The 13,267-nt window shown below is 64.7% G+C and carries 12 protein-coding genes; 5 read left to right on the top strand and 7 right to left on the bottom strand.

Going from position 1 to position 13,267, the window contains the following annotated elements; genetic code table 11:
* Positions 1-26: 26 nt before the first annotated feature.
* The 5 genes from AC0QTX_RS08905 (at position 27) to AC0QTX_RS08885 (ending at position 6,345) form a co-directional block, all read left to right on the top strand.
* Positions 27-2,552 carry an LPS-assembly protein LptD gene (locus AC0QTX_RS08905; protein ID WP_474603475.1) on the top strand — a complete coding sequence of 842 codons (2,526 nt, stop codon included), beginning with the start codon at positions 27-29 and terminating at the stop codon, positions 2,550-2,552.
* Between the two features lie 12 nt (positions 2,553-2,564).
* Positions 2,565-3,575, top strand: coding sequence for a 4-hydroxythreonine-4-phosphate dehydrogenase PdxA (pdxA, locus tag AC0QTX_RS08900; protein ID WP_474603474.1), 1,011 nt, complete (start codon positions 2,565-2,567; stop codon positions 3,573-3,575).
* Entirely contained in the window at positions 3,572-4,432 is an 861-nt protein-coding gene (rsmA, locus tag AC0QTX_RS08895; RefSeq protein ID WP_474603473.1) for a 16S rRNA (adenine(1518)-N(6)/adenine(1519)-N(6))-dimethyltransferase RsmA, read from the top strand. The genes pdxA and rsmA overlap by 4 nt, the downstream gene beginning before the upstream one ends.
* A gap of 150 nt (positions 4,433-4,582) precedes the next feature.
* Positions 4,583-5,695, top strand: a complete 1,113-nt coding sequence (locus tag AC0QTX_RS08890; protein ID WP_474603472.1) for a D-alanine--D-alanine ligase family protein — start codon at positions 4,583-4,585, stop codon at positions 5,693-5,695.
* 50 nt (positions 5,696-5,745) lie between these two features.
* Positions 5,746-6,345, top strand: coding sequence for a hypothetical protein (locus AC0QTX_RS08885; protein ID WP_474603562.1), 600 nt, complete (start codon positions 5,746-5,748; stop codon positions 6,343-6,345).
* Here AC0QTX_RS08885 and gmk read toward each other — a convergent pair.
* The 7 genes from gmk to fabD form a co-directional block, all read right to left on the bottom strand.
* Entirely contained in the window at positions 6,342-6,992 is a 651-nt protein-coding gene (gmk, locus tag AC0QTX_RS08880; RefSeq protein ID WP_474603471.1) for a guanylate kinase, read from the bottom strand. The two genes, AC0QTX_RS08885 and gmk, sit on opposite strands and share 4 nt — an antisense overlap.
* Before the next feature lie 4 nt (positions 6,993-6,996).
* Positions 6,997-7,884: a YicC/YloC family endoribonuclease gene (locus AC0QTX_RS08875; protein WP_474603470.1), complete on the bottom strand. Its 888-nt coding sequence runs from the start codon at positions 7,882-7,884 to the stop codon at positions 6,997-6,999.
* 93 nt (positions 7,885-7,977) lie between these two features.
* Positions 7,978-9,342, bottom strand: coding sequence for an endolytic transglycosylase MltG (gene mltG / locus AC0QTX_RS08870; RefSeq protein ID WP_474603561.1), 1,365 nt, complete (start codon positions 9,340-9,342; stop codon positions 7,978-7,980).
* Positions 9,343-9,480: 138 nt separating this feature from the next.
* Positions 9,481-10,743 carry a beta-ketoacyl-ACP synthase II gene (gene fabF, locus AC0QTX_RS08865; protein WP_474603469.1) on the bottom strand — a complete coding sequence of 421 codons (1,263 nt, stop codon included), beginning with the start codon at positions 10,741-10,743 and terminating at the stop codon, positions 9,481-9,483.
* Positions 10,744-10,809: 66 nt separating this feature from the next.
* On the bottom strand, positions 10,810-11,046 hold the full coding sequence (locus AC0QTX_RS08860; protein ID WP_036347903.1) for an acyl carrier protein: 237 nt from the start codon (positions 11,044-11,046) through the stop codon (positions 10,810-10,812).
* 236 nt (positions 11,047-11,282) lie between these two features.
* Positions 11,283-12,020, bottom strand: a complete 738-nt coding sequence (gene fabG, locus AC0QTX_RS08855) for a 3-oxoacyl-[acyl-carrier-protein] reductase (protein WP_474603468.1) — start codon at positions 12,018-12,020, stop codon at positions 11,283-11,285.
* A gap of 12 nt (positions 12,021-12,032) precedes the next feature.
* Positions 12,033-12,980, bottom strand: coding sequence for an ACP S-malonyltransferase (fabD, locus tag AC0QTX_RS08850; RefSeq protein WP_474603467.1), 948 nt, complete (start codon positions 12,978-12,980; stop codon positions 12,033-12,035).
* Positions 12,981-13,267 lie beyond the last annotated feature (287 nt).

Here is a 13,267-nt window from a genome sequence, read left to right as displayed (position 1 = left end):
AGAAGAAGTATTGCGAAGGAGTAGGGATGCGGCGGCTCAAGACAACGATCGCAACGTCTGCGGTCGCAGCGGCACTGATTTATGCCGCTGGGTCAATGCCTGCGCTTGCCCAAGCCACCCTCAACGAGGCCATCAGCGCCCGCGCCCAGTCGGGATCCGGGGAGGATCGCCTCCTCGTTGACGCTAAGGAAATCGTCTACGACAACGACCGGAACACCATTGCGGCCTCCGGCGACGTGCAGATGAACTACCAGGGTCGGACGCTCCAGGCCGACCGGGTCACCTACGACCGGAACACCGGCCGCGTCTTTGCCGAGGGCAATGCGCGCCTGACCGATGCCAACGGCACCGTTGCAACAGGTGACCGGTTTGAGCTTACCGACGACTTCAAGAACGGCTTCATCGATTCCTTGAGGGTGGTTCAGACCACAGTGGAACAGGGCCGGCCTCTCACGACCCGCTTCTCCGCCCCGCGGGCCGAACGCGCCGAGGGCGAGACCACGGTTTTCGAGCGCGGCACCTACACCGCCTGCGAACCCTGCAAGGACAACCCGGAACGCCCACCGCTCTGGCAGGTGAAGGCGGCGAAGATCATTCACAACAACAGCGAGCGGACGATCTACTACGAGGATGCTACCCTTGAGCTTCTCGGCATCCCGGTCGCCTACCTGCCCTATTTCTGGACGCCGGACCCGACCGTCAAGCGCAAGACGGGCTTCCTGGCGCCCCGATACGTCTTCTCGAACACCCTGGGCTACGGCGGCTCGATCCCGTTCTTCTGGGCCATCGCTCCCAACTACGACCTGACGATCAGCCCGACCATCCTGAGCCGACAGGGCCTTCTCGGGCAGGTCGAGTGGCGCCATCGCCTGGATACCGGCACCTACAACATCCGCGCGGCCGGGATCAACCAGTTGGATCCGGAGGCCTTTCTCCCCTCCCCGCTCGGAGCAGGAGATCGCGATTTCCGTGGCTCCCTGGAGTCATCGGGCGAATTCTTCATCAACCAGAACTGGCGTTGGGGCTGGGACATCGCCCTTGTGTCCGACAAGTGGTTCCTAACGAATTATCGCATCCGTAGCGAAAGCCTGAGTTCGTATTACGTCAAGGAATCGATCTCGACCGTCTACCTCCAGGGCCAGGGAGATCGCTCGTTCTTTGATGCGCGGGGCTACTACTTCCAGACCCTCTCCACCTATGACTGGCAGAAGCAGCAGCCGATCGTCGCTCCGGTGGTCGACTACAACAAGCGCTTCACGCCTCCGACCATCGGCGGCGAGTTCGCGCTCGACGTGAACGTCACCAGCCTCTCCCGCGAGGCCGCCCAGTTCGACCCGCTTACCAGACAGAATACTGCTTACTTCGGTATTGCCCGGACCTGCATCGAATTCGACCCGAGATCGTGCCTCGTACGCGGCATCAGTGGCTCGACGTCCCGAGCTTCTGTCACGGCGTCCTGGCGGCGCGAGTTCATCGACCCGATCGGTCAGGTCTGGACACCGTTCGCCTATCTGCGGGCTGACAATTTCTGGATTGCCCCCGACTTCTACGGCTACCAGAACCCGCAGCTTGCCAACTTCATCGATGCGGATGACGATTATCTCTTCCGCGCCACACCGGCGATCGGTCTCGAATACCGCTATCCCTTCATCGCCAGCCTCGGCACCTCGGGCCAGCAGATCCTGGAGCCGATCGCACAGATTGTCGCCCGCCCGAACGAGACCCGGATCGGCACCCTTCCCAACGAGGATGCCCAGAGCCTCGTGTTCGACGACACGTCGCTCTTCGATTGGGACAAGTTCTCCGGCTACGACCGCGTCGAGGGCGGCGTGCGCGCCAATGTCGGCCTGCAATACACCGTCACCGGGGCGGACGACTTCTATGCCAACGTGCTGTTCGGCCAGTCCTACCAGATCGCGGGACGCAACTCGTTCCGGCAAGGCGACCTGGCCAATGTGGGCTTGGATTCAGGCCTCGAATCCCGGGCTTCCGACTATGTCGGCCGCTTTCAGATTTCGCCGAATGCCAACTTTGCTTTCGTGTCGCGCGGACGCTTCGATCAGGAAGATTTCAGCCTGAACCGGTTCGAAGCCGGCATTCGGGCGAACTTCAATCCCTATCTGCCGGTCTCGACCTCGCTGACCTATGCCCGTTACGAGGCTCAGCCCGCCATCGGCTTCCCGACCCGCCGCGAGGGCCTGCTGGCCTCTGCCCGCTGGGACCTGACGCCGAATTGGTACGTCTCGGGCTCGCTCCTGCTCGATCTCGACCGCTACCTGGTGGCCCGCCAAACGGGTGGTATTACGATTGCCGCTCCAGGAGCAGCGATCTCCCAACGTGAGAACGTCGCTTATGTCGCCGGCCTGTCCCTGGGGTTGGGCTACATGGACGAGTGCACGACCTTCTCGTTGAGCTACAGCATCACCCCGCGCGATGTCACCCTGACGTCGGGCGAGAAGGAGCAGAACCACACGGTCGCGTTCAGTCTCGAGTTCCGCTCCCTTGGCGAGGTGGGCTATACTCAGAGACTTAGCGGTTCCGACGATGAGTGACGGTAGACACGGGTGTCGGCTTTGAACCAGCCCTCACTCCTGCTGACGCAGGGTGACCCTGCCGGGATCGGGCCGGAACTAGCCCTGAGGGCCTGGCTGCTGCGGAACGAACAGGACCTGCCCCCCTTCGCGGTGCTGAGCGACCCCACATTCCTTGAGCGTGTCGCGCAGAACCAGGGCTGGGACGTTCCGATCCTGACTGTCGAGGCGGTACAGATCCCGGCCGCTTTCCCAAAAGCCCTTCCCGTTCTTCCCTTGAAGGTTTCGGTCTCGGCCCAACCGGGGCAGCCCGATGCGAAGGCTGCGGCGTCGGTGGTCGAATCCATCCAGATGGCCGTGCGGCTTGTCCAGAAAGGATCAGCTTCGGCCCTCATCACCAATCCCATCGCCAAGCACGTGCTCTATGAGGCGGGTTTCCGGCATCCGGGCCATACGGAGTTTCTCGCTGCCCTCGCATCCGAAGGCAGGGGTGAGACCTACCATCCCGTGATGATGCTCTGGAGCGAGCACCTGGCGGTGGTGCCCGTGACCGTGCACATCCCCCTCTCGGACGTGCCGTCCGCCCTCACCACGGAACTGATCGTGCTGACCGGCCGGATCGTGGCCAGGGAATTGCGGGAGCGCTTCGGCATCGCAAATCCGAGGCTGGCGCTCGCGGGCCTCAACCCTCACGCGGGCGAGAACGGCGCGATGGGAATGGAGGACGGGAGCATCATCGCCCCGGCTATGGACATCCTGCGCGCCGAGGGGATCGAGGCAGCGGGTCCCCTGCCCGCTGACACCATGTTCCATGCTCGCGCCCGCAGTCGCTATGATGCGGCGCTGGCCATGTACCACGACCAAGCCCTGATACCCATCAAGACAATCGCATTTGACGAGGCGGTGAACGTGACACTCGGGCTTCCCTTCGTGCGCACCTCCCCGGACCACGGCACCGCCTTCGATATCGCAGGCAAGGGCATTGCAAGGCCCGACAGTCTCATCGCCGCCATCAAGCTCGCCGCCCGTCTGGGGGCTTCATGAGCCGGATCGACGACCTTCCTCCATTGCGCGAGGTGGTTCGGACCCATGGCCTGATGGCCAAGAAGTCCCTCGGCCAAAACTTCCTGTTCGACCTCAATCTCACCAGCCGCATTGCCCGCTCCGCCGGGCCGCTGGAAGACGCCACGATCATCGAAGTCGGGCCCGGTCCCGGCGGCCTGACCCGGGCGATCCTCGCAGCCGGCGCCAAAAGAGTCATCGCCATCGAGCGCGACACCCGCTGCCTGCCGGCGCTCGCCGAGATCGCCCAGCGCTATCCGGGGCGACTGGACGTAGTTGAGGCCGATGCCCTGGAATTCGATCCGCGCCCCATGGCCGGCGATGGCCTTGTCCGGATCATCGCCAACCTGCCCTACAATGTCGGCACGGCCCTGCTCACCGGATGGCTCACCGTCGACGCTTGGCCGCCCTGGTGGGCCTCGCTCACCCTCATGTTCCAGCGTGAGGTGGCCGAGCGCATCGTTGCCGACGCGGGCGACCCTAAGAACTATGGCCGCCTGGGCGTCCTCTGCGGCTGGCGCTCGGAATCGCGCATCCTCTTCGACGTGCCGCCTTCCGCCTTCGTGCCGCCGCCGAAGATCACCTCGAGCGTCATACACCTCACCCCACGGGCGAACCCTCTGCCCTGCCGCCTCGAAGCGCTGGAGGCGGTGACGCGCGCGGCCTTCGGGCAGCGCCGCAAGATGCTGCGCCAGAGCCTGAAATCCATCGCGCCGGATCCGGGCGAGATCATCCAGGCGGCCGGGCTTGAGGAGACGATCCGGGCAGAGAACATCCCGGTCGAGGGCTATGTGGCGCTGGCCAATGCCTTGGACGCCATGCGCGGCTCGCGGGCTTAAAGTGGGTCCAACGCTCGCCCCGCTCCCGATACCGCCTATATGCAGCGCTCGACGGGAGCGGGCCGGGCCTTTCATGGGACCTTAACGCCGTGTCTCCCATGATCAGCTTAAGGGAGCGGCCTCATACAGCCGCGAGAGGAGGAAGCGGGCATGTCGCAGCCGCGCAAGAGGATCGGGCTTCTGTTCGGGGGGCGCTCTGCGGAGCATGAAGTCTCGCAAATGTCTGCAGCTAATGTGCTGCGCGCCCTTGATCCGGACCGCTACGACATCGTCCTCATCGGCATCGGCCGGGACGGGCGCTGGCTGCTTTGCGACAGCGGCAATGGCGGTGGGCGGGGTGCGACATCCCTGGAGATCCCCGAGGGCGCGCCCCAGGTCGCCCTGCTGCCCGGCGGGGCGGGCGAGATGCTCGTGCTCAATGGCGCCTCAGCCCCCGCCACGCTTCGCCTCGACGCGGTCGTGCCCGTCCTCCACGGGCCTAACGGCGAGGACGGAACGGTCCAGGGCCTCCTCGAACTTGCCAATATTCCTTATGTGGGCTCAGGGGTGACGGGTTCGGCCGCCGGCATGGACAAGGACGTGGCCAAGCGTCTCCTGCGCGACAGCGGGCTGCCTGTTGTTCCCTTCCTGACACTGACGCCCCGCACCCGCGTCAGCTACCAAGCAGCAGTGGACGCGCTCGGCACGAGTGATCTCTTCATCAAGCCCGCCAATATGGGCTCCTCGGTGGGGGTGTCCCGCGCCACATCGCCGGACGAATTCGACAAAGCCTGCGAGCGCGCCTTCCGCTATGATGGCAAGGTGCTGGTGGAGCGCAGCGTCACGGGAGCGCGGGAGATCGAATGCTCCGTGCTGGAGAACGCCGCGGGCGAGGTCAAGGCTTCCCCGCTCGGCGAGATCGTGCCCGCCGGCAGCCACGGCTTCTACAGCTATGACGCCAAGTATATCGACGCGGACGGCGCCCTCCTGCGCATTCCGGCCGAACTCCCTGCCGGTCGGGCACAGCGCATTCAGGAGCTTGCGGTCGAAACCTTCAAGGTTCTCGGCTGCGAAGGGCTGGCCCGCGTCGACTTCTTCGTTGATCCGACAAACGAGGACAGCCTGTTCGTCAACGAGGTGAACACCCTGCCGGGCTTTACGGCGATCAGCATGTACCCGAAGCTTTGGGAGGCAGGCGGCCTGCCGCAGAGCGAGCTGATGGAGGTGCTGCTCGGGCACGCCATCGCCCGCCACGAGCGCCGAAACCAGCTGGCTCTCCTTTGAGCACCGGCACCGAAGCAGTTCCATTCTTCAGTCAATGGGAAACGCCCGCCATGACTTCCGCTGTCCTGGCCGAAGGAGCGGGCATTGCATTGGCACGGGATCCCAATTGGCCGTTGTCAGGTGCACGAAGCCTTGAGGAATATGTCACCTGGGCCAACAATATATGCGGAATGGCCTGTCTCAAGATGGTGCTCGCCGCTCAGACAGGGCGCATCGTTCCGACAATGGAGCTAGCCCGTCGCTGTACGGAATACGGTGGTTATACGGTCAGTGAAGCGGGCGAGATCAAAGGATTGATCTATGCGCCTTTCATCGAGTTCATCCGCCACGAGTTCGGAATCAGGGCAGAGATTGTTGCGGGGATCACGGCCGGCGATCTCCCAAAAACTCTTGGGACGTCCACCTACTTCATGGCGTCGGTGCACCCTTCCATCCGGTGGCCGGACCAGGAGCCGCCTGCCAAGGGAGGGCACCTTGTTCTTGTCCTTGCTGCATCCGAGGCTGGTGTCACTTTTCATAACCCCTCAGGCCACACACCTGACACGCAAGCCGATGTTACGCTTCCCATAAAGATTTTCGGCAGGTTCTTTGCCGGACGCGGCATTGCAATCCACGCCTCAGCGCCTCTGAGTAATCTTGAAACGACCTAATCGATCTTCTCAGCCAGCAGTCCCTCGACGAAGTCCGAGAGGCCGACGAGACGTTCGCGCTTGAGGCGCTCGGCGGCTTGGATGGCCTTCAGGCTCTCGAAAGACTTGCCGAGATCCTCGTTGACGATCACGTAGTCGTACTCGACCCAGCGCTCCATCTCGATGCGCGCATTGGCGAGGCGCTTGGCGATGACCTCGGGCGCATCTTCCGCCCGGCGCTCGAGGCGCGCCTTGAGCTCCCTGAAGCTCGGAGGCAGGACGAACACGGTCACCACGTCGTCGGGCAGCTTCTGCCGCACCTGGCGGGTGCCCTGGTAGTCGATGTCGAAGACCATGTCCTGGCCGGCAGCCAGCGTCCTCTCCACGGGCTTGCGCGGCGTGCCGTAGAAATTGCCGTGCACCTCGGCCCATTCCAGGAGTTCATCGCGATCGCGCATCGCCTTGAACTCTTCCACGTCGATGAAGTGGTAGTGCTTCCCCTCAATCTCGGACGGGCGCTTGGGACGTGTGGTGACGGAGACCGAGAGGACACCGGCCCGCTCTTCCACGAGGCTGCGGGTGAGCGTGGTTTTGCCGGCCCCGGACGGTGACGACAGGATGAGGATAAGGCCGCGACGGTCGACCGGAGATTTGGGATCTTGGCTCACCGCATCACTCCACGTTCTGAACCTGTTCGCGGAATTGCTCGATCACGGCCTTCAATTCAAGGCCGATCCGCGACAGGGAGACATCATTGGCTTTCGCGCACAGGGTATTCGCCTCGCGCCCGAATTCCTGAGCCAGGAAGTCGAGACGCCGGCCGACCGGACCGCCCTCGTGAAGCAGGCCCCGTGCTGCATCCACATGGGCGCGCAGGCGATCGAGCTCCTCGCGGATATCCGCCCGGGCCGCGATCAGCACCGCCTCCTGATGGAGGCGCGCCGGGTCGAGGCCATGTTTGCCCTCGAACAGCTCTGCGATCTGCGCCTCCAGCCGGGAGCGGATTGCCTCCGGCCGGCGGGCGGGCGCTGCCTCGGCCTCATCGACGAGCCGCGCGATCAGATCCAGTTGCTGCCCCAGGACGGTGGAGAGCGCCTGCCCTTCTTTCAGCCGGGCTGCCTTGAGTGCCTCGATCAGGGCACCGATACCGGATCTCAAAGCCGTCACGAGCTCCTCATCCTGCCCGGGATCGGCTGCATCGTCGTCGAGTTCCACCACACCGCGCACGGCGAGAAGACCATCGAGAGAGGCCGGCTTTACGTTCTCGGGAAGAGACAGGATGCCGAGGGCGGAGAGGAGCGACTGCAGAACGTCCTGATTGACGCGCAGCTTCGGAGCGGAGGACGCTTTGCTCAGGGAGAGATTCAGCTGGCCCTGACCGCGGGTGAGCGCCTTGAGGATCTGCCCGCGCGCCTCTTCGCCCATGGCGTCGAGGCCCGACGGCGCCCGAACCCGCACCTCGAGCCCGCGGCCGTTCACGGTCTTGAGTTCCCAGGCCCATTGATAGGCGCCGGTGACTCCAGCCTCACGGGCGAAGCCGGTCATGCTCGCAATGGACATGCGTGAAACCTCGAAGGGAATGAAAAATCGGCGCGACCATAATGCGCGCCGATCCAAGAGTCGATTGCAAGGATCGGGGATCTCCCCGGCGGCTCAGGGCTGCCGGAGGGCCGGAACGCTCTTCGGGTTGCTCAGGTCGAAGCTCTTGTTCCTGAGCGGGTCCTTGTCGGTACCCTCGCTGGCATCGAAGCCGCGTCCCGGGCGGCCGCCTGCCGCCGGTAGAGCATTCGCGGTGCCGCGCAGCGCAGGTGCGGCACCGGGCGGCACGCTGGTCTGTTCTCCGTCGGGCAGCACCCGGTCCACATCCGCAGGGCCGGCCGCCGCGGGACGGCTCTTTTCGAGCTGCCGCCAGCGGGCCACGTTGCGCTGATGCTGCTCGTAGGTCTCGGCGAAGGCGTGGCCGCCGGAGCCGTCCGCCACGAAGTACAGATCCTTGGTCCTGGACGGGTTGGCCACCGCTTCGAGCGCAGCCCGTCCCGGATTGGCAATGGGGCCGGGCGGCAGCCCTTCGACCACATAGGTGTTGTAGGGCGTCGCCGCCTCGATCTCGCTGCGCAGGATCCCGCGCCCCAGGGTGCCCTTTCCGCCCACGAGCCCGTAGACGATGGTCGGGTCGGACTGGAGCCTCATGCGCTTCATGAGGCGATTGATGAAGACGCCGGCGACCCGCGTGCGCTCATCGGCCCGGCCCGTCTCCTTCTCCACGATGGATGCAAGGATCACGAGCTCCTGCGGCGACTTGATCGGCAATTCGGGCGAACGGCGCTGCCAGATCTGCTCGATCGCCTGACGCTGGGCCGCCTGCATGGTGTTGATCATCTGCTGGCGCGTGGTGCCGCGCTCGAACTTGTAGGTGTCTGGCAGGAGCGAGCCCTCGCGGGGGGTCTCGCTGACATCCCCGGTGAGGATCTCGTGCTCATAGAGGCGGGCCAGGATCTGCTCGCTGGTGAGCCCCTCCGGGACAGTGACGGTGTGCAGAATGGCTCGGCCCTGGATCAGTGTGTCGATGGCCTCCTCGACGCTGGTGCCAGCCTTGAACTGGAACTCGCCGGCTTTGAGCTGCCCGCGCTGACGGTTCATGTAGGCATAGGCCTGGAACAGCAGGGGCTGATCGACGACACCCTCCTGCTTGAGGATCTGGGCAATCTCGCCCGTGCCGGTGTTGCGGGGGATCACGACGACCTTGTCGCTCTGCAGCGGCCCGTCCGTCGTTACGGCCTGCTGCACCATGGAGAAGCCGAAGATGCCGGCGATGGATACGGCCACGAGGAGGGTCAGGAGCCCGCTGAGCAGGGACAGCATGCCCCTGCGGCGGCGGCGGAGCTTGGGCGGGGGCGGCGGAGCCATCGATGGCTTGATGGCCTCGCTCGGGGACCGGGGCGCCAGGCGCGGCTGCGACGATCCGTTGTCGGAATCGTCGACAGAAGGGAGAAGGATCTTTTTCTTACGTCCGAACATCACGCCGCTTTTCTGGTATCGGCCGGCGGTCCTGCCGGTCCGCCGACACCCTAGCAGGGATTATGGCGAAAAGCCGTAGGGGCTCCCGCAGTTCTCGCATCGTGCGGAAAACCGGGCTCGGCTTTTCCGCGCGACGCGCTACGATACGCGACGAAGAATGAGCGAAGCGTTAGTGCCGCCGAATCCGAAGGAGTTCGACAGGGCCACGTTGATCTCCTTGCGCTTGGCCTGCTTGGGCACGAGATCGATGGCCGTCTCCACGGACGGATTGTCGAGATTGACGGTCGGGGGAATGATGCCGTCGCGCATGGCCAGGATCGAGAAGATCGCCTCGACGGCGCCGGCCGCGCCGAGCAGATGGCCGATCGCCGACTTGGTGGACGACATGGAGAGCTTGCCTGCGGCATTGCCCATGATCCGCTCGACCGCCTTCAGCTCCAGTTCGTCCCCTAGCGGCGTCGAGGTGCCGTGAGCGTTGACATAGTCGATCTCGGACACGTCGATGGCGGCGCGCTTCAGGGCTGCGGCCATGCAGCGATAGGCGCCGTCGCCATCCTCTGACGGCGAGGTGATGTGGTAGGCGTCGCCCGACAGGCCGTAACCGATGACCTCGGCATAGATCTTGGCGCCGCGCGCCTTGGCGTGCTCGTACTCCTCCAGCACCACGACGCCGGCGCCCTCACCCATGACGAAGCCGTCACGGTCCTTGTCGTAGGGGCGTGAGGCACGGGTCGGGTCGTCGTTGAAATTCGTCGACAGGGCGCGACAGGCGGCAAAGCCCGCGATGGACAGGCGGTTGATCGGCGATTCCGTGCCGCCGGCCACCATCACGTCCGCATCGCCGAGCGCGATGAGCCGCGCGGCGTCGCCGATGGCGTGCGACCCGGTGGAGCAGGCCGTCACCACCGCGTGATTGGGGCCTTTCAGGCCGTGCTGGATGGACACGTAGCCGCCGGCGAGGTTGATGAGGCGGCCGGGGATGAAGAAGGGGGAGATGCGGCGCGGGCCGCGCTCGATTAGGGTGGCGGAGGCCTCGTAGATGCCGCCGATTCCGCCGATCCCGGATCCGAGCAGGACGCCGGTCGCGCATTGCTCCTCATAGGTCTTTGGCTCCCAGCCGGAGTCGCGCAGCGCCATCGTGGAGGCGGCCATGCCATAGACGATGAAGGGATCGACCTTGCGCTGCTCCTTGGGCTCCATCCAGTCGTCGGCGTTGAAGGTGCCGTCCGAGCCATCGCCGCGCGGGATCTGGCAGGCGATCTGGCAGGCCAGGTCATCGACCTGAAAATCCGTGATCTTGCCGGCGCCGCTCTGCCCCTCGACGAGGCGAGACCATGTGGCATCGACCCCGCTGCCCAGCGGAGTGACCATGCCAAGACCTGTAACAACTACCCGGCGCATGAATTCCTGCCCTATCGATTGATAAAATTCGGGCGTCGGATGAATCACCCGACGCCCCGTAGGCTTTTAAGCTGCGTTCTTCTCGAGGAAACGGACAGCGTCGCCGACCGTCACGATGGTCTCAGCCGCATCGTCCGGGATCTCGACGTTGAACTCTTCCTCGAACGCCATCACCAGCTCGACCGTATCAAGGCTGTCGGCGCCCAGGTCGTCGATGAAGTTCGCGTTCTCGACCACCTTGTCGGCTTCGACGCCGAGGTGCTCGACAACAATCTTCTTCACGCGATCAGCGACGTCACTCATCGTTTTTTCCTCAGTGGCTGCCGCCTCAGGAATCGGGCGGATTAAGAAATCAATTTTTAGATCAGCTGCTCAGCTGACAACGCTGAAACGGCTACCCTGCGCCGTGCAAAGCCGCATTTTTAAGCGCCGGTCAACCCCTTTGACCTGATCGGGATCATGCTTAACACAGGCTTATCCCCTCTGGCGAGGGGGTGCCGGCACCTGCAAACAGATTCCGGAAACGGCGATAAGTTCCTTTAGAACATGGCCATTCCGCCATTCACGTGAAGGGTCTGACCCGTCACGTAGGCGGCCTCAGTGGACGCGAGATAAACTACGGATGAAGCGATTTCCTCGCCCTGCCCCAGGCGCCCCATGGGAATCGTGCCCAGGATGCCTTCGCGCTGCTTCTCGTTGAGCACGTCGGTCATGGGTGACTCGATGAAGCCCGGAGCGACGCAGTTGACCGTGATGTTGCGGCTGGCGACCTCGGCGGCGAGCGCCTTGGTCATGCCGATCAGCCCCGCCTTGGAGGCGGCATAGTTGCCCTGCCCCGGATTTCCCGTGGAGCCCACCACGGAGCCGATATTGACGATCCGGCCGTAGCGGCGGCGCATCATGTTCTTCACGGCGGCCCGCGACAGGCGGAAGGAGGCGGTGAGGTTCACGGCGATCACCGTGTCCCACTCCTCGTCCTTCATGCGCATGAACAGGTTGTCCTTGGTCACACCCGCGTTGTTGACCAGGATGTCGAGCCCCTCCATGGCGGCCTCGGCGGCCGGGACGAGAGCCTCGACCGAGTCCTTGTCGGACAGGTTGGCCTCGACCACATGGACCCGCTCGCCCAAGGAGGCGGCCAATTCGTCCAGGGCGGCGCGGCGGGTGCCGGAGAGGGTGACGGTCGCGCCCCGGGCATGAAGGGCGCGGGCGATGGAGCCGCCGATGCCGCCCGTAGCGCCGGTGACGAGTGCCTTGCGGCCGGTGAGATCGAACATGCGAGGCTCCTCTTATCCGTTCAGGGACGCCTTGAAGGCGGCGACATCGTCAGGGTTTCCGATGGCGGCGGACGTGGCGCCCGCCGCAATGCGCTTCACGAGGCCGGTCAGCACCTTGCCGGAGCCGACCTCATGGAATGAATCCACCCCCTGCGAGGCCATGTATGCCACGCTCTCGCGCCAGCGCACGGTGCCGGTGACCTGGCGGACCAGGGCATCGCGGATCGCTGACGGTTCGGTGATGGGGGCGGCCTCCACATTGGCCACGACCGGAACAACTGGAACATTCACCGTCACGCTGTCCAGGGCTTCGCGCATGGCATCGGCCGCCGGCTGCATCAGCGCGCAATGGAAGGGGGCGGACACGGCCAGCATGACGGCGCGCTTGGCGCCCCTGGTCTGGGCGATCGCCACCGCCCGCTCGACGGCGGATTTATGGCCCGACACGACAACCTGGGCGCCGCCATTGTCGTTGGCCGCATCGCAGACCTCTCCTTCAGCCGCCTCGCGGGCAACCTCGAGAGCGGCGTCGTATTCGAGCCCAAGAAGCGCCGCCATGGCGCCCTGCCCCACGGGAACGGCATTCTGCATGGCGTTACCGCGGATCCTGAGAAGCCGGGCCGTATCGGAGACGGAGAGGCTGCCGGCGGCCGCGAGAGCCGAATACTCGCCCAGCGAATGACCGGCCACAAAGGCCGCGTGCTGCTTCAGGTCGAGACCCGCCTCGGCCTCCAGGACACGGATCGCCGCCAGGCTCACGGCCATGAGGGCCGGCTGGGTGTTGGCCGTGAGGGTCAGCTCCTCCGCGGGGCCATCCCACATGAGGGTGGAAAGCTTCTGGGACAGAGCCTCATCCACCTCGTCAAAGACGGCCTTGGCTTGCGGGAAGGCCTCGGCGAGGGCCTTGCCCATCCCGACCGTCTGGCTTCCCTGGCCGGGGAAAATGAACGCGCGCTTCATCAGGAACGGAACCCTCAGTTCAACGAATCCGCGCGGGACTCGCACCCGGAAGGCAAGGAGTCAAGGCAGAGCGCGCACTGCTCCGCATTTGACCTGTGATCAGATAAGGCGCCGCCATCCCCGCAGCATCTGACGGTTGACCGGAGGGCGATGCAGGCTCAGCTGCCTCAGGACGTTGTCCACGGCATGACCGAAACTTCGCAGGGCGGAACTCAGGACGCTCAAGACCAACTCCCTCAGGCTTGACCTTAGGAAATCCTACCCAACCCGGATCACCCCGCGGTGCG

Source organism: Microvirga sp. jy35 (assembly GCF_056148915.1).
The sequence above is the reverse complement of the archived record's forward strand: the minus strand, read 5'-3'. Positions and strand labels throughout refer to the sequence as shown.

Excerpts from the sequence above, each read along its gene's own strand:
- AC0QTX_RS08905 (WP_474603475.1), top strand. The coding sequence starts at position 27 with ATGCGGCGGCTCAAGACAACGATCGCAACGTCTGCGGTCGCAGCGGCA.
- fabG (WP_474603468.1), bottom strand. The coding sequence starts at position 12,020 with ATGTTCGATCTCACCGGCCGCAAGGCACTCGTCACCGGCGCTACGGGC.
- AC0QTX_RS08885 (WP_474603562.1), top strand. The coding sequence starts at position 5,746 with ATGACTTCCGCTGTCCTGGCCGAAGGAGCGGGCATTGCATTGGCACGG.
- fabF (WP_474603469.1), bottom strand. The coding sequence starts at position 10,743 with ATGCGCCGGGTAGTTGTTACAGGTCTTGGCATGGTCACTCCGCTGGGC.
- AC0QTX_RS08860 (WP_036347903.1), bottom strand. The coding sequence starts at position 11,046 with ATGAGTGACGTCGCTGATCGCGTGAAGAAGATTGTTGTCGAGCACCTC.
- AC0QTX_RS08875 (WP_474603470.1), bottom strand. The coding sequence starts at position 7,884 with ATGTCCATTGCGAGCATGACCGGCTTCGCCCGTGAGGCTGGAGTCACC.
- AC0QTX_RS08890 (WP_474603472.1), top strand. The coding sequence starts at position 4,583 with ATGTCGCAGCCGCGCAAGAGGATCGGGCTTCTGTTCGGGGGGCGCTCT.
- mltG (WP_474603561.1), bottom strand. The coding sequence starts at position 9,342 with ATGTTCGGACGTAAGAAAAAGATCCTTCTCCCTTCTGTCGACGATTCC.
- fabD (WP_474603467.1), bottom strand. The coding sequence starts at position 12,980 with ATGAAGCGCGCGTTCATTTTCCCCGGCCAGGGAAGCCAGACGGTCGGG.
- rsmA (WP_474603473.1), top strand. The coding sequence starts at position 3,572 with ATGAGCCGGATCGACGACCTTCCTCCATTGCGCGAGGTGGTTCGGACC.